Here is a 19,466-nt window from a genome sequence, read left to right as displayed (position 1 = left end):
TTCGAACCCGCCGCAATCCGGGGCTTTGGCGCGAACCTTTCTTCAACATGGCCCTGCTATATCGGTGTTCATGGAGTCCTGGCCTGCCTTGCCTGTTGTCGTCGCAGTCGCAACCTCGCTGCTCGCCGTGCTCAGCGGCGTCGCGGCTCTCTGGTTGCTGCGCGAGCGGGGGCGCGTCGTGCGCCAGGCCGCGGCGATCGCCGGCGATGTCGAGCGCCTGAACGACCGGCTCTGGGAACTGGCCGATAGCGAGGAGCGCTATCGCAGCCTGATCGAGGCGCAGGGCGATCTGATCGTCCGCCGCAGCGAGGGCCGGATCGTCTATGCCAATGCCGCCTATGCGGCGCTGCTCGGCCTCGACGAGAATGCGGCAGTCGGCAGCTTGCATCGGCCGCAGGTCCGCATCACCCGGCCAGCCCAGGCCTTGGCGGACGGCGTCCGCATCTTCGACGAGTGCATCGAGACCGAGGCCGGCGAGCGCTGGATTTCCTGGGTCGAGACCGTCGTTCCGGTCGCGGCGGGGCAGGCCGTGCTGCAGCGAGTAGGTCGCGACATCAGCGCCCGCATCGCCGGCGAGCGCGCGCTCGAGGAGGCGCGCAGCCGGGCGGAGGAGGCGAGTGCCGCCAAGTCGCGCTTCCTCGCCACGGTCAGCCACGAGTTCCGAACCCCGCTCAACGGCATTCTCGGCATGGCCGACCTGCTCGGCGACACCAGGCTCGAGCCGGAGCAGGCGACCTATGTCCGGGCGCTGCGCACTTCGGGCGAGGCGCTGCTCGGCCTGGTCGACGGCATCCTCGACTTCGCCAAGGTCGAAGCCGGAAAGCTCGAACTGGCGGACGATCCCTTCGATCTCGCTCTGCTGATCGAGGACGTGACCGAACTGATGGCGCCGCGCGCCCAGGCCAAGGGCATCGAGGTTTCGGCCCTGCTCGCCGCCGACCTGCCGCAGTTCATCCGCGGTGACGCCGAGCGCCTGCGCCAGATCCTGCTCAATCTCGTCGGCAATGCCGTGAAGTTCACCGAACACGGCGGAGTCGGCATCCGGGCGGAGCGCAATGGCGAGGCGATCCTCGTCGCGGTCGCCGATACCGGCCCCGGCATTCCCGCCGAGCGTCTCGAGAGCATTTTCGAGGAATTTGAACAGGTCGAATCCGCGGGCGTGCCGACGACGGGCGGTACAGGGCTCGGGCTCGCCATTGCGCGCCGGCTGGCAGCGGCGATGGGCGGCACGATTCAGGTTGAAAGCACGTTGGGGCAGGGCGCGACCTTCAGGCTGGGCCTGCCGCTTCGTGCGGTTGCAGAGGCAGCCCCTGCAACCGAAGGGCCGGACTGGCGCGGCAAGCGTCTGCTGGTCGCCTCCGGAGCCCCCTTCAGCGCCGGCCATCTCGCCGAGCTGGCCCGGCGTCACGGCGCCACCGTCATCCTCGCTGTTGATCGGCTGGCCGCGCTCGCCCGACTGAAAGAGGACGCCGCGCTGACGGCGGTACTGGTCGACCGGGCATTGCCCGGCGGTGATGTCGAGGGGCTGGCCGAGGCGGCAAGGCAAGCAGGCGTCGCCGAGATCGTCATCATGCTGTCGCCGGCGGAACGCCGCGGCTACGGCTCGCCCTTTACGGCAGGGTTCACCGGCTTCCTGGTCAAGCCGGTTCGCGCCCGCTCGCTGCAGGAGCGCCTCGGGGGGACACGGCGCCCGCCGGAGACCGCGGCCACGGCCAACCCTGTGGCGACGCCAGCGCTCGCGAACGGGCTACAGGTGCTGGTCGCGGAGGACAATGAGATCAACGCGCTGCTGGTGACGCGGACGCTGGAGCATTTTGGCTGTGTGCCGACCTGGGCGCGTGATGGCAGTGAGGCGATACGCCTGGCCGAGGCAGCTCTCGCCGGGCAGCGGCCGGCCTTCGATCTTGCCTTGCTCGATATCCGGATGCCGGTCCTCGACGGCATCGCCGTGGCTCGTCGCATCCGTGCGGCGGAACGTGCGCGGGGGGCCGCCCGCCTGCCGATCCTGGCGGTGACAGCGAACACCTCCGACGAGGACCGGCGCGCCGCACTCGCGGGCGGCATGGATGATTGTCTGGCTAAGCCGCTTTCGCGCGACGCCTTGCGCGCCTGGGTCGAGAAGCTTGCCAGCGCGGCAAAGACGTCCGCGCGCTCCGCCTGAGACTATCGACCGCGCCGGGCGATGTCGCAAAGGGGGGTCGCCATCGCGCCGGCGATCGGCTATCTCTTGGTCATATCTCTGTCGTAGTTCTGTCGCGATCCCGTTAGACGTTCGGCGCAGTGGTGTCATGCGCCTAGCCGAGGCCTCACAGGGATAAGACCGCAAATGGCGTTCGACGTTCTCCTAGGTCTCCGCCAGCCGGCAAAGCAGAAGCCGGGAGCCTTGCCGCAGCGCGGCCGCTTCTCGCCTTTCGGGCTGATGGCCGGCGCCAGGCAGCGCAGCGTCTTCTCCTATCCCGGCCCCGATGCGCTGTCGGGGACACTCGGCCGCTCGGGCTCGCTCGAGGTCCGTCTGGCGCGCGGCCCGCGCGAAATCTGGCGGGCGCAGCGCCTGCGTTACCGTGTCTTCTACCAGGAGATGTCGGCGAAGCCCGATGTCGTCTCGCGCATGTTCCGGCGCGATGCCGACCGGTTCGATGCCTCCTGCGACCATCTCCTGGTCATAGATCACGCCGCGCGGGGCCGCTTCGGCGGCATAAAGCCCAAGGTCGTCGGCACCTACCGGCTGATGCGCGAGCAGGCGGCCTGGCGGCTCGGCGGCTTCTACAGCCAGTCGGAATTCGACATCGAGCCGATGATCGCGCGCCATCCCCAGTTGCGCTTCCTTGAACTCGGCCGTTCCTGCGTGCTCAAGCCCTACCGCACCAAGAAGACGGTGGAGCTGCTCTGGCACGGCATCTGGGCCTATGTCCGCCACCACCGCATCGACGCCATGTTCGGCTGCGCCAGCTTCGACGGCGTCGACCCCGATACGCTGGCGCTGCCGCTCTCCTTCCTGCACCATCACGCCACCGCTCAGGGCGAATGGCGCGTCGTCGCCAAGCCGGAGCGTTATGTGGCGATGGACCGTCTGCCTGCCGGCATGGTCGACGCCAAGGCTGCGCTGAAGAGCCTGCCGCCGCTGGTGAAGGGCTATCTGCGCCTCGGCGCCCGCTTCGGCGCCGGCGCCGTGATCGACCGCCAGTTCGGCACGACCGACGTGCTGGTGATCGTGCCGGTGGCCTCGATCGACCAGCGCTATCTCGATTATCTCGACGGCGAGGCCGGGCGCTACGCCGCCTGAGGCGATTCTATTCGCCGTTCGCCGCGAGGTCGCGCAGCGCCTGGCGGTACTCCGGATAACGGAAGCCGTAGCCGAGTTCGCGTTTCACCAGCGCGTTCGAGACCCGCTTGTTCTCGCCATAGAAGCTTGCCGCCATTGGCGAGAGCTTGGCGGAGTCGAAGGGCGTTTCAGGCGGTGGCGCCAGCCCGGCGAGTTCGGCGGCGAAGCTGATCACGTCCTGCGGCGGCGCCGGCTCATCGTCGGTGACGTTGTAGATCGCCCCGGGCTGCGGCTTGCCCAGCGAGGCCAGCAGCACCCGGGCGATGTCGTCGACATGGATGCGGTTGAAGACCTGGCCGGGCTTGATCAGCCGGTTGGCAGTGCCGGCGCGCAATTTGGTGATGGCGTTGCGGCCGGGTCCATAGATGCCGGAGAGCCGGAAGATCTGCACCGGCTTGCCGCTGCGCTCACCGAGGGCGAGCCAGCCCTGCTCGATGTCGAGGCGCTGGCGCGAGCGCCGACTGGTCGGCCGCGCTTCGGCAGTCTCGTCGATCCAGGCGCCACCATGGTCGCCATAGACGCCGATCGTCGAGAGATAGCCGATCCAGCGCAGATTGGGGGCCGCCGCGAGCCTGTCGGCCAGCGTCCGCAGTACGGGATCGCCCTCCTCGTCGGGCTGGACCGAGACGAGCACGGCATCGGCTTCCGCCAGCGCGGCGGCCAGAGGCGAGGACACCGCGAAGCCGCCGAAGACGAGCGTGCGCAGCCCGTCGCGGCTGAGGCTCGCTGCCTTCTCGGCCGAGCGCACCGTGCCGGTGACCTCCCAGCCTTGCGCCAGCGCGGCGCGCGCGAAGAAGCCGGCAGAATAGCCGAGGCCGAGGATGACGAGCTTCATGCAGGTTCCAGCTTTCTGAGATCGGGATTTGCCCATTCGGCCCGGACATCGGCATCGGGCTCGCAGGCGAGCCTGCCCGGCGCGAGTGCCGCTGCCCGCTCCGGGGCGAGGCGCAGCAGCGCCCAGGCCGCCATCGCCCGCACCAGCGGCGAGGGGTCGTCGATGAGCGCCTCGGCACTCGCCGCCAAGGCCGGCTCGCCGCTGTTGCCGATCGCGATCAGCACGTTGCGGATGAAGCGGTCGCGGCCGGTCCGCTTCACCGGCGTGCCGGCAAAGAGCTTCCGGAAGGTGGCATCGTCCAGCATGGCGAGTTCGGCGAGCGGCAGAGCGTCGAGCTCATCCCTGAGCGCGAGGCGGGTTTCCTGCGCCGCCTGAGCGAACTTGTTCCAAGGGCAGACTACGAGGCAATCGTCGCAGCCGAAGATGCGGTTGCCGATACCCTCGCGGAACTCGGTGTCGATATGGCCCTGATGCTCGATCGTCAGATAGGCGATGCAACGTCGGGCATCGAGCTGGTAGGGGGCGGGGAAGGCGGCGGTCGGGCAGATGTCGAGGCAGCGCGTGCAGGAGCCGCAATGGTCGCGCTCGGGCGCGTCGGGCGGCAGTTCGGCGGTGGTGTAGATTGCTCCCAGGAAGAGCCAGGAGCCGTGCGTGCGCGAGACCAGCACGGTGTGCTTGCCCTGCCAGCCGAGCCCGGCGGCTTCCGCCAACGGCTTCTCCATCACCGGGGCGGTGTCGACGAAGACCTTGACGTCGACCTCGCCGCGCGCCGCGAGCACGCCGGCGACGCTCTTCAGCTTGCCCTTGATGACGTCGTGATAGTCGCGCCTTCGGGCATAGAGCGAGATCGCGCCGCGGTCGCGCTGTCCCAGCACTGCGAGCGGATCGCCTTCACCGGCATAGCTCATGCCGAGCATCACGACGGAGCGGGCCTCGGGCCAGAGCACGCCCGGCGCGGCGCGCTCGGCGGTGCGTTCGGTCATCCATGCCATGTCGCCATGGTTGCCGGCGTCGAGCCAGCCGGCGAGGCGCGCCGGCGCTTGCGGGATCGAATCGACGGAGGCGACGCGCACCGCCGAAAAGCCCTCGCTTTCCGCCCGGGCCAGCACGATGGCCTTAAGCTTCTCGCCGCTCAGAAGTCCAGGTCGTCGTAATGGGCTGCCGGCGCCATGCCCGGAATCCGGTCGCTGAGCAGCGGCCGGAAGCTCGGTCTGGACTTTATCATGGCGTACCATGCGCGGGCGGCCTCGTCCTCTTCCCAGGGCACGTCGCCGAGATAGTCGACGCAGGAGAGATGCGCCGCGGCGGCGAGATCGGCATAGCTCAGAACCGAGCCTGCGAGCCAGTTCCGCTTTGCCGTCAGCCAGGCGATATAGCGCAGATGATAGCGGACATTGCCGCGGGCGGCACGGATCGCGCTCATTTCCGGCGGTCCGCCGCCCTCGTCGCGGCTCATGAAGCGCTTCATCACCTTCTCCAGCACGAGCGGAGCGGTGATTTCCTCGTTGAACTTGATGTTGAACCAGTCGAGCAGCCGGCGCACCTCGATGCGCTCGCCCGGGCCCTCCGGCAGGAGGCGGCGCTCGCCGAGGGCTAGTCCGCGCGTCTCGTCGAGATATTCGGCGATCGGCCCGGCGCCGGGGATGACGAGCCCGCTATCCTCGCGCAGGACAGGCGTTGTGCCGGCCGGATTGAGCTCCAGGAACTCGCGACGGCGCTCCCATATCCGCTCCTCGACCATTGCGGCATCGAGGCCGAACTCGCCCAGCACCAGCCGGACGAAGCGCGAATGGGGACAGAGCGGATAATGATGAAGCGTGGCCATCGGTTGCTTGAAACGGAGAATTGGGCTGGAAATGCGACCTGAAGCGCGGTCGCGGGCCTTGCGGAGGCAAAATCCGTATAGGCTCGGCTGCGGTGGCTAACAACCCGGCTATCGGCTATGCGGCGGAATCGGCGCTTTTCCTTCGCCAATTGGTAACCAATTCGCAAAGAGCCTGCGCCATAGCTTTAACGCCCGCGGCGCCGCATGGTTGCGCCGCGCCTGCCGGCTGAGAAGGACCTTCCGATGAGTGACCTGTTGGTGGCCGCCATCCTCGGCGTCGTCGAGGGGCTGACCGAATTTCTGCCGGTCTCCTCGACCGGACACCTGCTCCTGCTCGGCCATTTCCTCGGCTTCGAATCCAAGGGCAAATCCTTCGAGATTTTGGTCCAACTCGGCGCGATCCTGGCGATCCTCTTGGTCTATTTCCGCCGTTTGCTCGACATCGCCCTGCGCCTGCGCACCGACCCGGCGGCGCGCCGCTTCGTGCTCGGCGTGCTCGTCGCCTTCCTGCCGGCGGCGGTGATCGGCGCGCTCGCCCATGGCTTCATCAAGGGCGTGCTGTTCAACCCCTTCCTGGTCTGCACAACCTTGATCGCCGGCGGGCTGGTCCTGCTCGTCGTCGACGAGCTGGAGCTCGAGGTGAAGCATCATGACGCCACCGCCTTTCCGCTGGCGATGTATTTCAAGATCGGCCTGATCCAGTGCCTCGCCATGATCCCGGGCGTCTCGCGCTCGGGCTCGACCATTGTCGGCGCGATGCTGCTCGGGGCGGACAAGCGCGCTGCCGCGGAATTCTCCTTCTTCCTGGCGATGCCGACCATGGCCGGCGCCTTCACCTACGATCTGATGAAGAACTACAAGGAGCTCACTGCCAGCGACACGCTGCTGATCGGCATCGGCTTCGTCACCGCCTTCATCTCGGCGCTGATCGTCGTCCGCTCCTTCCTCGACTTCGTCTCGAAGCGTGGCTTCACGCCCTTCGCCTGGTGGCGGATCGTCGTCGGTTCGGCCGGGCTCGCCGGGCTCTGGGTCTTCGGCTGAGGCAGGTCACGCTGGGGCCGGCACGGGGCCGCGCCAGGTCCCGAGCAGCATTTCGAGGAAACGCTCGGCGGCCGGCGCCAGCCTGACGCCGCGCCGCCTGACCACGCCGATCGTGCGCGAGATCTCGGGATCGCGGATCGCCCGCGTCGCGATGGTCGGGTGATTCTGGCCGGGCGTCGCCAGCCGCGGCAGCACCGAGATGCCGAGCCCGGCCTCGACCAGGCCAAGCGAGGTCGAGAGGTGGGTGACCTCGAACGACCAGTCGAGCCTGACCCCGACCTTGACCAGGGCTGAATCCAGGATGGCGCGATTGCCGCTCGCCCGGCTGACCGTGACCAGCGGATGGCCCTCGAGATCAGTCCAGGCCAGAGCAGGCCGGTCGGCGAGTGCATGGTCGCGTCGGCAGGCCAGCACGAACGGGTCCTCCAGCAACGGCTCGAAGGTGAGTTCGGCATCCGAGCCGCCGAGCAGATTGATGCCGAATTCGACCTCGCCGCGCGCCACCGCCTCGAGCCCGTCATTCGCCGAGAGATCGAGGATCCGGAAGCGGATGTTGGGGTATTGCTCGCTGAAGCGCGCGATCACCGAGGGCAGGAAGTAGAAGGCCGCGGTGGGGATGCAGGCCAGCGCGATCTGCCCGGCGCGTCGGCTGCCGAGATCGCGCATCGCGAAGATCGAGGTGTCGAATTCGTCGAGCATGCGACGGACCAGGGGCAGCATCTCGCGCCCCACCATGGTCAGCGCCACGCGTCGCGTCGTCCGCTCGAGCAGGGCGGCGCCGACCGCCGCTTCGAGCCGCTGGATCCGCCGGCTCAGCGCCGGCTGCGACATGTTCAGGGCTTCGGCCGCCCGGTGGAAGCCGCCGAGCTCGACCACGGCGACGAAGGCGCGCAGGTCCAGTGCTTCGAAATTGATGCTCATCACGTATCAATAGCGTCGATCTCTGCATTTCACAGCGGTTATCGGATTTGGGATGACAGAGGCGTCGCAATTGCCGGGGCTCGCCCTTGTCCGCTCCCTTCCAGCTTCAGCACGCCAAGCCCCTGCGCATTCCCTGCGTGCTGATGCGCGGCGGCACCTCGCGCGGCCCGTTCTTCCTCGCAACCGATCTGCCGGCGGAGCCGGCAGCTCGCGCCGGCGTCCTGCTCGCGGTGATGGGCTCGCCGCATATGCTGCAGCTCGACGGGCTCGGCGGCGGCAACTCGCTGACCAGCAAGGTTGCGATCGTCAGTCGCTCGGCCCGGGCCGACGCCGATGTCGATTATCTCTTCGCTCAGGTCGCGGTCGACCGCGCGCTGGTCGATCTCGGTCCGAACTGCGGCAACATGCTCGCCGCCGTCGGTCCCTTCGCGATCGAGGCCGGGCTGGTCCCCGCCAGGGAAGGCGAGACGCCGGTACGCGTCTACAACAGCAATACCGGTGCGCTGGTCGAGGCCCTGGTCAACACCCCCGGTGGCATCGTCGAATATGACGGTACGACCGCCATCGACGGCGTCGCCGGCACGGCGGCCGCGGTGAAGCTCAACTTCCTGCGCGCCGTCGGTTCCAAGACCGGCGCGCTGCTGCCGAGCGGCAAGGTCCGCGAGACCATCGACGGCGTCCCGGTCACCCTGGTCGACTACGCTACGCCGATGCTGCTGCTGCGGGCTGTCGACTTCGGTCTTGCGGGCGACGAAACGCCGGCCGAACTCGATGCCGATGACTATCTGCTGGCGCGTCTCGAAACGATCCGCCGCGAAGCTGGCCGGCGTATGGGCCTCGGCGATGTCGCCGGCCATGTCCTGCCCAAGATCGGGCTGCTTTCGCCCGCCCGCCGCGGCGGCAGCCTGACATCGCGCTATTTCACGCCGGACCGCTGCCATCGCAGCCATGCCGTGACCGGAGCGCTCTGCATCGCCGCGGCGAGCAGGCTCGCCGGCAGCGTCGCCCAGGACGTGCTTTCGCCGCATCCGGGTTCGCTCGTCACGATCGAGCATCCGAGCGGCACCATCCAGGTTGATCTCGCGCTGGACGAAGCCGGCGAGATCGTGCGTGCGAGCCTCATTCGGACCGCGCGCCGCATCTTCGAAGGAAACGTAATCGTCCCCGCCAACGCGATGTTCGCGCTTGCAGAGAGGGCGGAAACGGGAGGAAATCGCAGCCATGACCACGACGCGCCGTCAATTCTGTACCTTAATGGCGAGCCTCGCGGCCGGCACCTGCCTGTCTGAGGCCGCGGCCGCGCAGGCGGTCTTCCCCGAGCGGCCGATGCGGCTGCTCGTGCCCTATGCCGCCGGCGGCGGCACCGATGCGATCGCGCGGCTCGTCGCCCAGGGCGTCGGCGAGCGGCTCGGCCAGTCGCTGGTCGTCGAGAACAACGGCTCGGCGGGCGGCAATCTCGCGACGGCGCAGGCGGCCTCGTCCCCGGCCGATGGCTACACGGTGCTGATGGCCAATCAGGGGCCGATGGTGGTCAACCCGCATCTGTTCAAGAACGTCCGGGTCGATCCCTTGTCCGCCTTCGACCCGCTGACCTTGATCTCGGCCGCGCCGCTGGTGGTCGTGGTCGCGGCTGGCTCGCCGCACAAGTCGCTGGCCGAGCTCGTCGGCCAGGCGCAGAAGAACCCGGGCAAGCTGACCTATGGCTCTGCCGGCAACGGCTCGGCCAGTCATCTTGCCACCGTGCTCTTGGCCCAGACGGCGCAATTCAACGCGGTGCATGTGCCTTATCGCGGCGCAGGTCCTGCCTTGACCGATCTGCTCGCCGGCAATTCCGATTTCATGGTCACCACCGTGCCCTCGGTGCTCGGCCTGATCGAGGGCGGCAAGGTCAGGGCGCTGGCGGTGACCGGCAGGGCCCGGGCCAAGCTCTTCCCCGAAGTGCCTTCGGTGGCCGAGAGCGGGTGGCCGAATTACGAGGCGACCGCCTGGTACGGCTTCGTCGTGCCGAAGGGGACGCCGAAGCAGGTCGCGGCCAGGCTGCGGAACGCGACCGTCGAGACGATCAACAGCGCGCTGATCCGCGAGCGGCTGCAGAACGAAGGCGCCGGGCCGATCGGCAATGCGCCCGAGGAGTTCGCGGCGATGATGGAGGCGGAATCACGCCGCTGGGCCGGGATCATCCGCGAGGCCCGCCTCGCGATCAATTGAAGCTTCAGGCGATCCGCTTGTCCGCGGAGTCGCAGAGATCGGCGACGATGCAGCTTTCGCAGGCCGGGCGCAGGGCCTTGCAGGTATAGCGCCCGTGCAGGATCAGCCAGTGATGGGCATGCCGCCCGAACTCGGCGGGAATCGCCTTCTCCAGCCCGAACTCGACCTGCAGCACGTTCTTGCCCGGCGCGATGCGCAGGCGGTTGGCGACGCGGAAGACATGGGTGTCGACCGCGTGGGTGATCTCGCCGAAAGCGATGTTGAGCACGACGTTTGCGGTCTTGCGGCCGACACCGGGCAGGCTCTCCAGCGCCTCGCGCGTGGTCGGCACGGCGCTGCCGAATTCGGCGATCAGCTTCTCGCAGAGTGCGATGACGTTCTTCGCCTTGGTGCGGTAGAGCCCGATCGTCTTGACCAGCTCGCGCACCTGGTCCTCGCCGAGCGCCAGCATCTTCTCGGGCGTGTCGGCGAGTTCGAACAGCCGCTTCGTCGCCTTGTTGACCCCGGCATCGGTCGCCTGGGCCGAGAGCAGGACCGCGACCAGCAACGTGAAGGCGTTGACATAGTCGAGCTCGCCTTTCGGCTCCGGCCTTGCCGTGCGGAAGCGCGTGAAGATCTCGCGGATTTCTGCGGTGCTGCGGGGCTTCGGATTCGTGATCCGCTTGCGCGCCGGCGTGCGCTGCTGGCCCCTGTTCGCTTCGCTCATGGCGGCGTTATAATCGCAGGATGAGCTTGAGCAAGCCCGATCCCGAGAGCGCGGCCGCGGCCTTCGGCGCTGTGGCGGAGCGCCCTGTCTTCGACGCGACGATCACGCCGCATCGCTCGCTCGGCCAAAGCGGGTTCCGGCTCGTGATGACCCTGGTCTGCCTGACCAGCATCGTCGCGTCGGTGCCTTTCGTCCTGCTCGGCGCCTGGCCCGTCGCCGGCTTCTTCGGGCTCGATATCCTGGCACTGTTCATCGCCTTCAAGGTCAATTTCAACGCCGCGCGCGCCTTCGAGCGCATCGTGGTGACGCCGCTCGAAATCGTGCTGCGCCAGGTCTCCCATCGCGGCAAGGAAGCGGTCTGGCGCTCCAATCCGGCCTGGACGAAGCTGGAGCGCGAGCATGACGAGGATTACGGGCTGATGCGTCTGGCGCTCGTCTCGCGCGGCCGCAAGGTTGCGCTCGCCGCGGCCCTGTCGCCGCAGGAGCGCGAGGGTTTCGCGTCGGCACTCTCGGCCGCCCTGACGAAAGCCCGGCGCGGGCCCGATTACGAACCCGTCTGACGCGCATGGCGGCGACGATCATCCCGTTGATCGCGCTCGGGGTGATCGTCTTCGTGCTGGTGGCAGCCATTCGCGCCAATCGCGGCCCGCGCGGAAACCTGCCGCCGCAGGAGGGCGGGGAGGCCTCGCGCCGTGCCTATGCGCTCAAATTGCGCGATCGGCTCGATCATTCCCTGTTCGGGCCGGTGCTGGCCGGGGAGGTCTGGGACAGGGTGATGCAGCACCCGGTCGAACGCGGCCTGATCCATGAGTTCCATCGCGATTTCTGCGGCCATGGCCTGATCCGCACGCAGGCCGGGATCAAGCTCTGCGATATCCTCGACGGCCATCATGCCGGGACTGCGATCGCCGAGTGGACCGCTAGGGAGGATTTCGTCGCCTTCTTCGCCGAGCAGTCGGATTATAGCTGCAGCGGCTGGGACGAGACCTCGCCGGTTTTTGCCACCAACGACGAATGGCAGCGCAACAACCAGCGCCTGACCCGCGAGAAGCTGCGGCGTTTCGTTTCTGGCCCGATCCTCGCCTGAGGCGTCAGCGCCGCTGCGCCAGCCAGATCGTGTGGCCGCCGCAGGCCGCATCCTCGACGACATGGTCGACGACGGCAAAGCCGTTCTCGTCGAGCAGGCGCCGGTATTCCTCCGGGGCGAGGCTGGCATGGTAGAGCGGCTCGCCCTCGAAGGTACCAACCGCCTCGCCATGGCCGGGCCCGCTGGTGAAGAGCAGGGCGGCGCCCTCGGCCGCATGCTCACGGAAGCGCGGGAACATCAGGCGCTGGTCGGCCTGGCGAAGATGGAAGAAGCTGTCCCAGGCGATCAGCCCGTCGAAGCGCCTGCCGAGCGCGAGACTGCGTATGTCGGCGACCTGCCAGGAGTGCTGCGGAAAGCGTTCGCGACAGAGCCCGATCAGCGGTTCGGAGGAATCGATGCCGGTCACCGCGCAGCCGCGTTCGATAAGGTGCCGCGCAATCGGTTCGCCCATGCCGCAGCCGATGTCGAGAACGGAAGGCGCCGCTGGCAGCAGCGACAGGAAACGGTCGAGCCAGCGTGCCTCCATCAGCTTGCGGCCGCGCTGCCGGTCATAGGCGGTGGCATGACGCTGATAGAGCGAGATGATGGCGTCGGCGGAATCGGTCATCCTTGGAATTCTAAGCGCGCCGGGTGGAGAAGACGAGCTTGTCAGCTTTCGGGTGGGAGACGCATGCTGACAGGACTAGCTTCGCGACCATGAGATCAGATCGCGAGGACAGAACGATGAACGCTCACCCCGGCTTCCGAACTGCGATGAAACCGATCAACCTGTCCAATGCCGTGCTCGCCCGCGCCGCCGAGGCCATCCCCTCGGAAGCCGATTTCCCGGCGGCCGCGCCCGGCTCCGACTACGACACGGTGCGCCGCATCCTCGCCTACATCACCAACAACTGGCGTCAGCAGCCGACGATCGAGGCGATCGCGGAAGCCGCCGGCGCGACCCCGACCGACGTCCATCACCTGTTCCGGCGCTGGTGCGGGCTGACGCCGAAGGCTTTCCTACAGGCGATCACCCTCGACAACGCCAAGGGGCTGCTGGCCTCCTCCGCCAGCATCCTCGACACCAGCTACGAGGTCGGCCTCTCCGGCCCCGGCCGGCTGCACGACCTCTTCGTCACTCATGAGGCGATGTCGCCGGGCGAATGGAAGACTGGGGGCGAGGGCCTGCGGCTTTCCTACGGCTTCCATGCCTCGCCCTTCGGCGAGGCGCTGATCGTGGTCACCGAGCGTGGCCTTGCCGGGCTCGGCTGGGTCTCGAACGGCCAGGATGGCGGCAAGGTCGTCGGCGGCCGGGCCGAGGCGCTGGCCGACATGATGCGCCGGTGGCCGCATGCCGATTACCGCTTCGATCCGCAGGCGACCAAGCCCTATGCCGGCCGCATCTTCGAGCCGGAGCGCTGGTCGCCGCAGACGCCGCTGCGTGTCGTGCTGATCGGCACCGATTTCGAAGTGCGGGTCTGGGAGACGCTGCTGAAGATCCCGGTCGGCTGCGCCACCACCTATGGCGATGTCGCAGGCCATATCGGCAAGCCCTCGGCTGCCCGAGCCGTCGGTGCGGCGGTCGGCAAGAACCCGATCTCCTTCGTCGTGCCCTGCCATCGCGTGATCGGCAAGTCCGGCGCGCTCACCGGCTACCATTGGGGGCTGACGCGCAAGCGCGCCATCCTTGGCTGGGAAGCGGGGCAGCTCTCGGGCGGTCAGGCCGCCTGAGGGCGAAGGCGCTACTGCGAGACCGGGGCGGGCGGCGCGGCGGCCGGCGTACGCCTCGCCGTCGCCGGGCGGGCAGGCTTGGCCGCTTCCGGCTTCGGCTCTGGCAGGCCGAGCCGCGCGCGGATCGAGGCGGCACGAGCCTCGGTGATGCGGGCGCCACAGAAGCTGTGGCTGCCCTCGCTCTGGAAGTCGCGGCAGATCTGGGCGCGCTCGGAGGAGAAGGCGGCCTGCTCGCGGGCGATGCTGCGCTGCTCAGGCAGTTCGGCTTTGGCCGACAGCGCCCTGTAGCCTTCGCGCACGGCGTTTTCCGCCTTGCCACGCTCGGCCTCGATCTCCTTGGCCCGCGCCACGAGCGTGCGCGCATCGGGACCCCAGACGCCGCGCGGGTCGATCCGGCACTGAGCCGCCTCGATCACGCAGGGCTCGGCCGGCTCGACCACGAGGAAGCCACCCTCCAGCACGTCGAACACGATCGGGCAGGCCGAGGCCTCGAGCTTGTAGCGCGGCAGGCCGGCGGGCTTGCCGAGCGACGTCAGCGGCACCGGAGTCTCGCCGAAGGAGATGGCGCAGGGCTCGACCAGGTTCTGGGCCTGGAAGCCCTCTGCACGCAGTTTCAGCCCGAAGCCGGTAGCGGTCTTCTCCAGCGTCGCCTCGCCCGCACCGCCATTGCGCCGCACCGTCTTGCCGAGCAGCGAATCCTCGCCGGGAATCCTGATCGCCGGCATGGTGCGCGGCCGGGGCGCTGAAGGAGCGGCCGAGGCCGGCGCCGATTGTTGCGTGCCGGGCGCATTGAAGGGTTGCGCGCCGGGCAGTTGCAGCGGCTGCGCCATTGCCGTGCAGCCGAGCCAAGCCAGCGCGGCGCCGGTGGCGACGAGGCGGCTTGCGGCGGGGCGGCAGGTCGGCGTCACGGCTGTTCCTTCTCCGGCGAAAGGCGGTCTTTCTGCATGGAATGGTGAGGCTCTGCGCGCAAGGGCGCGGGAGCAACACCATGCGTTAATCATGCGGAGCCCCGAATACTGTGCGGGCTACGCTGGGACTTGCTTCTTAATCCGGCTTCGCGCCTTGCAAGGGGGGCGGCACCCTCCCTATATACGCCGCGAAGCGGTGGTTTTCGCCACTGCCGGAACCGGAATGCCATGGCTCCCAAGCTCTTGGCGGATTCCCGGTTCGCTTTGTTGAACCGGCGGACGGTTGCCGGGCCGGGGCATCAGCCCTCGGATCCGGAAACGCCTGCCAGACGTGGATATCCTGCATTCGTTCGCCGCAGAAGGTGGGGACGGGGCGGGACCATGGGCCGGAGGGCTGCGTCACGGCGCGGCGTTCCGGCGATCTGCTAAATCGAAAGGGATCCCTTCCATGGGTAAAGTTATCGGTATCGACCTCGGCACGACCAATTCCTGCGTTGCAGTGATGGAAGGCTCGACGCCCAAGGTCATCGAGAATTCGGAGGGCGCGCGCACCACGCCTTCCATCGTCGCCATCACGGATGACGGCGAGCGTCTTGTCGGTCAGCCGGCCAAGCGCCAGGCCGTCACCAATCCGGAGCGCACCTTCTTCGCCATCAAGCGCCTGATCGGGCGCACCTTCGACGATCCGATGACCAAGAAGGACATCGATCTCGTCCCCTACAAGATCAAGAAGGCCCCCTCGGGCGACGCCTGGGTCGAGGCTGACGGCAAGGATTACTCGCCCTCGCAGATCTCCGCCTTCACGCTGACGAAGATGAAGGAGACCGCGGAGGCCTATCTCGGCCAGCCGGTCACGCAGGCGGTCATCACCGTTCCCGCCTACTTCAACGACGCCCAGCGCCAGGCCACCAAGGATGCCGGCCGCATCGCCGGCCTCGAGGTGCTGCGCATCATCAACGAGCCGACCGCGGCTGCGCTCGCCTATGGCCTCGACAAGAAGTCGACCGGCACGATCGCGGTCTATGACCTCGGCGGCGGCACCTTCGACGTCTCGATCCTCGAGATCGGCGACGGCGTCTTCGAGGTGAAGTCGACCAATGGCGACACCTTCCTCGGCGGCGAGGACTTCGACATGCGCCTGGTCGAGTACCTGGCGGACGAATTCAAGCGCGAGCAGGGCATCGACCTGAAGAAGGACAAGCTCGCTCTCCAGCGCCTGAAGGAAGCCGCCGAAAAGGCCAAGATCGAGCTCTCGACCACGGCCCAGACCGAGATCAACCTGCCCTACATCACGGCCGATGCCTCGGGTCCGAAGCACCTCGCCATCAAGCTCTCGCGCGCCAAGTTCGAGAGCCTGGTCGACGATCTCGTGCAGCGCACCATCGAGCCCTGCCGCAAGGCCCTCAAGGATGCCGGCCTCACCGCCGGTGACATCGACGAGGTCGTTCTGGTCGGCGGCATGACCCGCATGCCGAAGGTCCAGGAAGTCGTGAAGCAGTTCTTCGGCAAGGAGCCCCACAAGGGCGTCAACCCGGACGAGGTCGTCGCTATCGGCGCCGCGGTCCAGGCCGGCGTGCTGCAGGGCGACGTCAAGGACGTGCTGCTGCTCGACGTGACCCCGCTTTCGCTCGGCATCGAGACGCTGGGCGGCGTGTTCACGCGCCTGATCGACCGCAACACCACGATCCCGACCAAGAAGAGCCAGGTCTTCTCCACTGCCGAGGACAATCAACAGGCGGTGACGATCCGGGTCTTCCAGGGCGAGCGCGAAATGGCGGCCGACAACAAGATGCTCGGCCAGTTCGACCTGATGGGCATTCCGCCGTCCCCGCGCGGCATGCCGCAGATCGAGGTGACCTTCGACATCGACGCCAACGGCATCGTCTCGGTCACCGCCAAGGACAAGGCGACGAGCAAGGAGCAGCAGATCCGCATCCAGGCTTCCGGCGGTCTGTCCGAGGCCGAGATCCAGAAGATGGTGAAGGATGCCGAGTCCAACGCCGCCGAGGACAAGAAGCGCCGCGAGCTGGTTGAGGCCAAGAACCAGGCCGAGAGCCTCGTGCACTCGACCGAGAAGTCGCTGAAGGATTATGGCGATAAGGTTTCGGCGGCCGACAAGACCGCGATCGAGACCGCGCTCGACGCGCTGAAGACGGCGCTGGCCGGTGAGGACGCCGAGGCGATCGCCTCGCGCACCACCGACCTGATGCAGGCTTCGATGAAGCTTGGCGAGGCGATGTATGCCGCCAGCCAGGCCGAGGCCGGTGCCGCCGAAGGCGCAGCCGACGACGCCGACGCCAAGAAGGACGACGTCATCGACGCCGACTTCAAGGACGTCAGCGACGACAAGGGCGACAAGAAGAAGAGCGCCTGAGCGCGTTCGCCATCCTGAGGAATGTGATGGCCGGGCTTGACCCGGCCATTGCATTCGCGGAATGGCCCCTGAAGGAAAAGCTCGCCCTCCTGTGCGGTGACGCGCAGGAGGGCGAAAGGGCGGCTGTTTGATGTCCAAGCGCGACTATTACGAAATTCTCGGCGTGCAGAAGACCGCGAGCGATGCGGAGCTGAAAAGCGCCTTTCGCAAGCTCGCCATGCAGTGCCACCCCGACCGGCACCCCGGCGACAAGGCGGCCGAGACCAAGTTCAAGGAATTGAACGAGGCCTATCAGGTCCTTTCCGACGGGCAGAAGCGCGGCGCCTATGACCGCTATGGCCATCAGGCCTTCGAGCAGGGCGGCGGTGGCGGCCCGGCCGACATGTCCGACTTCATGTCGGACATCTTCGAATCCTTCTTCGGCGAAGGGCGCGGCCGCAGCGGCCCGCGCGGTGCCAATGCCCGCGAACGCGGCGCCGATCTGCGCTACAATCTCGAGATCGGCCTGGAAGAGGCCTATACCGGCAAGAACGCGACCATTCGCGTGCCGACTTCCGTGGTCTGCGAGGTCTGCTCCGGTACCGGCGCCAAGACCGGCTCGAAGTCGCGGCAATGCCCGACCTGCGGTGGTCATGGCCGGGTCCGCGCCAATCAGGGCTTCTTCTCGGTCGAACGCACCTGCCCGACCTGCGGCGGTCGTGGCGAGGTCATCGACGATCCCTGCAATGGCTGCCACGGTTCCGGCCGCGTCACGCGCGAGCGCACGCTCTCGGTCAATATCCCGGCCGGTGTCGAGGACGGCACGCGCATCCGGCTCGCCGGCGAGGGCGAGGCCGGCCTGCGCGGCGGTCCTGCGGGCGATCTCTACATCTTCCTCTCGATCAAGCCGCACGCCATCTTCCAGCGCGACGGCGCCGATCTGTTCTGCCGCGTGCCGATCGGCCTGACCTCGGCGGCGCTCGGCGGCGAGATCGAGGTGCCGACGCTCAACGGCGAGAAGGCCAGGGTAAAGATCCCCGAGGGAACGCAGACCGGCAAACAGTTCCGCCTGAAGGGCAAGGGCATGAGCGTACTGCGCTCGCGCGATTCCGGCGACCTCTACATCCAGGTCCTGGTCGAGACGCCGCAGAAGCTCACCGCCCGCCAGCGCGAGCTTCTGCTCGAATTCGAGCGCGAGAGCTCCGGCGCGACCCATCCGGAAAGCGCCGGCTTCTTCGGCCGGGTCAAGGACTTCCTCGGCGGACTCGGCGGCGCCGCCTGATCTTCTCCGACCGATCCGGTTCCAGAACGGAAAAGGGCGGGCCACCTTTCGGTGCCCGCCCTGTCGATCGGGACCGGACCTTACGGTCAGGCCTTGTCGATCACTTTCTTGACCGCATCCTTGGCCTTGCCGACGGCCTGCTGGGCTTCGCCCTTGCGCTCCTGCGCAATGCCTTCGGCCTGCAGCCCGGGCTTGTTCAGCGCCTTGCCGGCGGCCTGCTTGACGTTGCCCGCGGCCTCGTTGGCCATGCCCTTGATCTTGTCGGCGGTGCTGCCCATGGGTCGTTTCCTCACTTGAACACGTGCCGCCGCAGCGGCGATGCCCAATGAACGGCCGGACGCGAGGAAGGTTCCCGGGACGCAACGACGCTTGGGCGCGCCGACGCGTCGGCTACGAACCGGCTATCGCCCGCAGCGCTTCCGCCGTCGCCTGATCCGCCGGGAAGAAAGTCTCCAGCGCCAATTCCGACAAGGTGACGTCGACCGGCGTGCCGAACACGGTCGTCGCCGAGATCAGCGACAGGACGCTGTCGCCGAAGCGCATCTGCAGCGGCACGACGACCGGCGGCTCGCTCTCCTCGCTGGCCTTCCCCTTGCGCGCGGGTGCTTCCGGCGTCGGATAGCTCAGCAGTTCCGTCAGCAGTTCGGCGAGCACCGGGTCGGCTGTAGCGCGGATCTGCTGGCGCAGCCGGGCGATCAAATGGCCGCGCCATTCGCCGAAGTTGACGATCGCCGGTGCGAGGCCGCCGGGATGCAGGCTGAGCCTGAGCACATTGACCGGCGGCCGCAGCAGCTCCGCTTCGATCACGCCGGCGAGCAGCGGCGCCACGGCGGCATTGGCGGCGAGCAGCGTCCAGTGCCGGTCGACCGCCAGCGCCGGATAGGGCTCGTGCCCCTTCAGCAGGAGGTCGATCGCGCTGCGGGCGGCCTGCAGGCTGGGATCCTCGAGCGAGCGTTCAAGATAGACCGGCGCATAGCCGGCGGCGAGCAGCAGCGCATTGCGCTCGCGCAGGGGCACGCCGAGATTCTCGGCGAGATGCAGGACCATGTCCCGGCTCGGCGCCGAGCGGCCGCTTTCGATGAAGCTGAGATGCTTCTGGGAGATCTCGGCTTCGAGGGCGAGATCGAGCTGGCTGAGCCGGCGGAGCTGGCGCCAGTCGCGGATGAGATGCCCGACCGTGGGCTGCTGGTGCTTGTTCATGTCAGGCAAGCTAGCGCCGGGCGATCTGGCTTCCAATTACCTCCGGCTTAATCGACGGCCCTCCTGTC

General features: G+C 67.9%; 19 protein-coding genes. 10 read left to right on the top strand and 9 right to left on the bottom strand.

Annotation, left to right across the window (positions count from 1 at the left end; translation table 11 throughout):
* Window positions 1-88 precede the first annotated feature (88 nt).
* Window positions 89-2,161 carry an ATP-binding protein gene (locus RKE40_RS00535; protein WP_316016292.1) on the top strand — a complete coding sequence of 691 codons (2,073 nt, stop codon included), beginning with the start codon at window positions 89-91 and terminating at the stop codon, window positions 2,159-2,161.
* A 165-nt stretch (window positions 2,162-2,326) separates the two neighbouring features.
* Window positions 2,327-3,283 carry a l-ornithine N(alpha)-acyltransferase gene (olsB, locus tag RKE40_RS00530; protein WP_316016291.1) on the top strand — a complete coding sequence of 319 codons (957 nt, stop codon included), beginning with the start codon at window positions 2,327-2,329 and terminating at the stop codon, window positions 3,281-3,283.
* A 7-nt stretch (window positions 3,284-3,290) separates the two neighbouring features.
* Here the strand turns inward: olsB and RKE40_RS00525 are convergent, their stop codons facing one another.
* From RKE40_RS00525 to RKE40_RS00515, 3 genes are read right to left on the bottom strand one after another with little or no spacing between them, the layout of a single operon-like run.
* Window positions 3,291-4,157 (bottom strand): SDR family oxidoreductase, encoded by an 867-nt coding sequence (locus tag RKE40_RS00525; RefSeq protein WP_316016290.1) that lies wholly within the window; start codon window positions 4,155-4,157, stop codon window positions 3,291-3,293.
* Window positions 4,154-5,392, bottom strand: coding sequence for a tRNA epoxyqueuosine(34) reductase QueG (gene queG / locus RKE40_RS00520; RefSeq protein ID WP_390893163.1), 1,239 nt, complete (start codon window positions 5,390-5,392; stop codon window positions 4,154-4,156). Before queG ends, RKE40_RS00525 begins: the two co-directional genes overlap by 4 nt.
* On the bottom strand, window positions 5,290-5,982 hold the full coding sequence (locus RKE40_RS00515; RefSeq protein WP_316016288.1) for a glutathione S-transferase family protein: 693 nt from the start codon (window positions 5,980-5,982) through the stop codon (window positions 5,290-5,292). Before RKE40_RS00515 ends, queG begins: the two co-directional genes overlap by 103 nt.
* A 243-nt stretch (window positions 5,983-6,225) precedes the next feature.
* On the opposite strand from RKE40_RS00515, the gene RKE40_RS00510 reads away from it, so the two are divergent.
* Window positions 6,226-7,023 carry an undecaprenyl-diphosphate phosphatase gene (locus RKE40_RS00510; RefSeq protein WP_316016287.1) on the top strand — a complete coding sequence of 266 codons (798 nt, stop codon included), beginning with the start codon at window positions 6,226-6,228 and terminating at the stop codon, window positions 7,021-7,023.
* A gap of 6 nt (window positions 7,024-7,029) precedes the next feature.
* Here RKE40_RS00510 and RKE40_RS00505 read toward each other — a convergent pair whose 3' ends face one another.
* Window positions 7,030-7,944 (bottom strand): LysR family transcriptional regulator, encoded by a 915-nt coding sequence (locus RKE40_RS00505; RefSeq protein WP_316016286.1) that lies wholly within the window; start codon window positions 7,942-7,944, stop codon window positions 7,030-7,032.
* An 86-nt stretch (window positions 7,945-8,030) separates the two neighbouring features.
* Here RKE40_RS00505 and RKE40_RS00500 point away from each other — a divergent pair, with 86 nt between their 5' ends.
* Both RKE40_RS00500 and RKE40_RS00495 read left to right on the top strand, forming a co-directional pair.
* Window positions 8,031-9,233 (top strand): 4-oxalomesaconate tautomerase, encoded by a 1,203-nt coding sequence (locus tag RKE40_RS00500; RefSeq protein ID WP_316016285.1) that lies wholly within the window; start codon window positions 8,031-8,033, stop codon window positions 9,231-9,233.
* Window positions 9,166-10,152, top strand: a complete 987-nt coding sequence (locus tag RKE40_RS00495; RefSeq protein WP_316016284.1) for a Bug family tripartite tricarboxylate transporter substrate binding protein — start codon at window positions 9,166-9,168, stop codon at window positions 10,150-10,152. Before RKE40_RS00500 ends, RKE40_RS00495 begins: the two co-directional genes overlap by 68 nt.
* Window positions 10,153-10,156: 4 nt before the next feature.
* On the opposite strand, the gene nth is transcribed toward RKE40_RS00495, so the two are convergent.
* The gene (nth, locus tag RKE40_RS00490; RefSeq protein WP_316016283.1) at window positions 10,157-10,858 is read right to left on the bottom strand and encodes an endonuclease III; all 702 of its coding nucleotides are present in this window, start codon (window positions 10,856-10,858) and stop codon (window positions 10,157-10,159) included.
* A 26-nt stretch (window positions 10,859-10,884) separates the two neighbouring features.
* Here nth and RKE40_RS00485 point away from each other — a divergent pair, with 26 nt between their 5' ends.
* Entirely contained in the window at window positions 10,885-11,418 is a 534-nt protein-coding gene (locus RKE40_RS00485; RefSeq protein WP_316016282.1) for a DUF2244 domain-containing protein, read from the top strand.
* A 5-nt stretch (window positions 11,419-11,423) separates the two neighbouring features.
* A complete protein-coding gene (locus RKE40_RS00480; RefSeq protein ID WP_316016281.1) occupies window positions 11,424-11,945 on the top strand; it encodes a hypothetical protein in 522 nt (173 codons plus the stop codon).
* Window positions 11,946-11,949: 4 nt separating this feature from the next.
* Here RKE40_RS00480 and RKE40_RS00475 read toward each other — a convergent pair whose 3' ends face one another.
* Window positions 11,950-12,552: a class I SAM-dependent DNA methyltransferase gene (locus RKE40_RS00475; RefSeq protein WP_316016280.1), complete on the bottom strand. Its 603-nt coding sequence runs from the start codon at window positions 12,550-12,552 to the stop codon at window positions 11,950-11,952.
* A gap of 116 nt (window positions 12,553-12,668) precedes the next feature.
* Between RKE40_RS00475 and RKE40_RS00470 the strand changes: the two genes are divergently transcribed.
* A complete protein-coding gene (locus RKE40_RS00470) occupies window positions 12,669-13,655 on the top strand; it encodes a methylated-DNA--[protein]-cysteine S-methyltransferase (RefSeq protein WP_316016279.1) in 987 nt (328 codons plus the stop codon).
* An 11-nt stretch (window positions 13,656-13,666) separates the two neighbouring features.
* Here RKE40_RS00470 and RKE40_RS00465 read toward each other — a convergent pair whose 3' ends face one another.
* Window positions 13,667-14,563, bottom strand: a complete 897-nt coding sequence (locus RKE40_RS00465; RefSeq protein ID WP_316016278.1) for a hypothetical protein — start codon at window positions 14,561-14,563, stop codon at window positions 13,667-13,669.
* Window positions 14,564-15,011: 448 nt separating this feature from the next.
* Here RKE40_RS00465 and dnaK point away from each other — a divergent pair, with 448 nt between their 5' ends.
* Both dnaK and dnaJ read left to right on the top strand, forming a co-directional pair.
* Window positions 15,012-16,937 carry a molecular chaperone DnaK gene (gene dnaK / locus RKE40_RS00460; protein WP_316016277.1) on the top strand — a complete coding sequence of 642 codons (1,926 nt, stop codon included), beginning with the start codon at window positions 15,012-15,014 and terminating at the stop codon, window positions 16,935-16,937.
* Between the two features lie 130 nt (window positions 16,938-17,067).
* On the top strand, window positions 17,068-18,198 hold the full coding sequence (dnaJ, locus tag RKE40_RS00455; RefSeq protein WP_316016276.1) for a molecular chaperone DnaJ: 1,131 nt from the start codon (window positions 17,068-17,070) through the stop codon (window positions 18,196-18,198).
* A gap of 86 nt (window positions 18,199-18,284) precedes the next feature.
* On the opposite strand, the gene RKE40_RS00450 is transcribed toward dnaJ, so the two are convergent.
* Together RKE40_RS00450 and RKE40_RS00445 are read right to left on the bottom strand one after the other, a co-directional pair.
* A complete protein-coding gene (locus tag RKE40_RS00450) occupies window positions 18,285-18,476 on the bottom strand; it encodes a CsbD family protein (protein ID WP_038118553.1) in 192 nt (63 codons plus the stop codon).
* 112 nt (window positions 18,477-18,588) lie between these two features.
* Window positions 18,589-19,398: a helix-turn-helix domain-containing protein gene (locus tag RKE40_RS00445; protein ID WP_316016275.1), complete on the bottom strand. Its 810-nt coding sequence runs from the start codon at window positions 19,396-19,398 to the stop codon at window positions 18,589-18,591.
* Window positions 19,399-19,466: the final 68 nt, after the last annotated feature.

The sequence above is a fragment of the Allobosea rubneri genome, from assembly GCF_032464875.1.
Classification (GTDB): domain Bacteria; phylum Pseudomonadota; class Alphaproteobacteria; order Rhizobiales; family Beijerinckiaceae; genus Allobosea; species Allobosea rubneri.
Note: the sequence above shows the minus strand (reverse complement) of the source record. Positions and strands in the feature narration are given on the sequence as shown.

Excerpts from the sequence above, each read along its gene's own strand:
- RKE40_RS00470 (WP_316016279.1), top strand. The coding sequence starts at position 12,669 with ATGAACGCTCACCCCGGCTTCCGAACTGCGATGAAACCGATCAACCTG.
- RKE40_RS00495 (WP_316016284.1), top strand. The coding sequence starts at position 9,166 with ATGACCACGACGCGCCGTCAATTCTGTACCTTAATGGCGAGCCTCGCG.
- RKE40_RS00450 (WP_038118553.1), bottom strand. The coding sequence starts at position 18,476 with ATGGGCAGCACCGCCGACAAGATCAAGGGCATGGCCAACGAGGCCGCG.
- RKE40_RS00510 (WP_316016287.1), top strand. The coding sequence starts at position 6,226 with ATGAGTGACCTGTTGGTGGCCGCCATCCTCGGCGTCGTCGAGGGGCTG.
- olsB (WP_316016291.1), top strand. The coding sequence starts at position 2,327 with ATGGCGTTCGACGTTCTCCTAGGTCTCCGCCAGCCGGCAAAGCAGAAG.
- dnaJ (WP_316016276.1), top strand. The coding sequence starts at position 17,068 with ATGTCCAAGCGCGACTATTACGAAATTCTCGGCGTGCAGAAGACCGCG.
- dnaK (WP_316016277.1), top strand. The coding sequence starts at position 15,012 with ATGGGTAAAGTTATCGGTATCGACCTCGGCACGACCAATTCCTGCGTT.
- RKE40_RS00505 (WP_316016286.1), bottom strand. The coding sequence starts at position 7,944 with ATGAGCATCAATTTCGAAGCACTGGACCTGCGCGCCTTCGTCGCCGTG.
- queG (WP_390893163.1), bottom strand. The coding sequence starts at position 5,392 with ATGGTACGCCATGATAAAGTCCAGACCGAGCTTCCGGCCGCTGCTCAG.
- RKE40_RS00515 (WP_316016288.1), bottom strand. The coding sequence starts at position 5,982 with ATGGCCACGCTTCATCATTATCCGCTCTGTCCCCATTCGCGCTTCGTC.
- nth (WP_316016283.1), bottom strand. The coding sequence starts at position 10,858 with ATGAGCGAAGCGAACAGGGGCCAGCAGCGCACGCCGGCGCGCAAGCGG.
- RKE40_RS00475 (WP_316016280.1), bottom strand. The coding sequence starts at position 12,552 with ATGACCGATTCCGCCGACGCCATCATCTCGCTCTATCAGCGTCATGCC.
- RKE40_RS00445 (WP_316016275.1), bottom strand. The coding sequence starts at position 19,398 with ATGAACAAGCACCAGCAGCCCACGGTCGGGCATCTCATCCGCGACTGG.
- RKE40_RS00480 (WP_316016281.1), top strand. The coding sequence starts at position 11,424 with ATGGCGGCGACGATCATCCCGTTGATCGCGCTCGGGGTGATCGTCTTC.
- RKE40_RS00525 (WP_316016290.1), bottom strand. The coding sequence starts at position 4,157 with ATGAAGCTCGTCATCCTCGGCCTCGGCTATTCTGCCGGCTTCTTCGCG.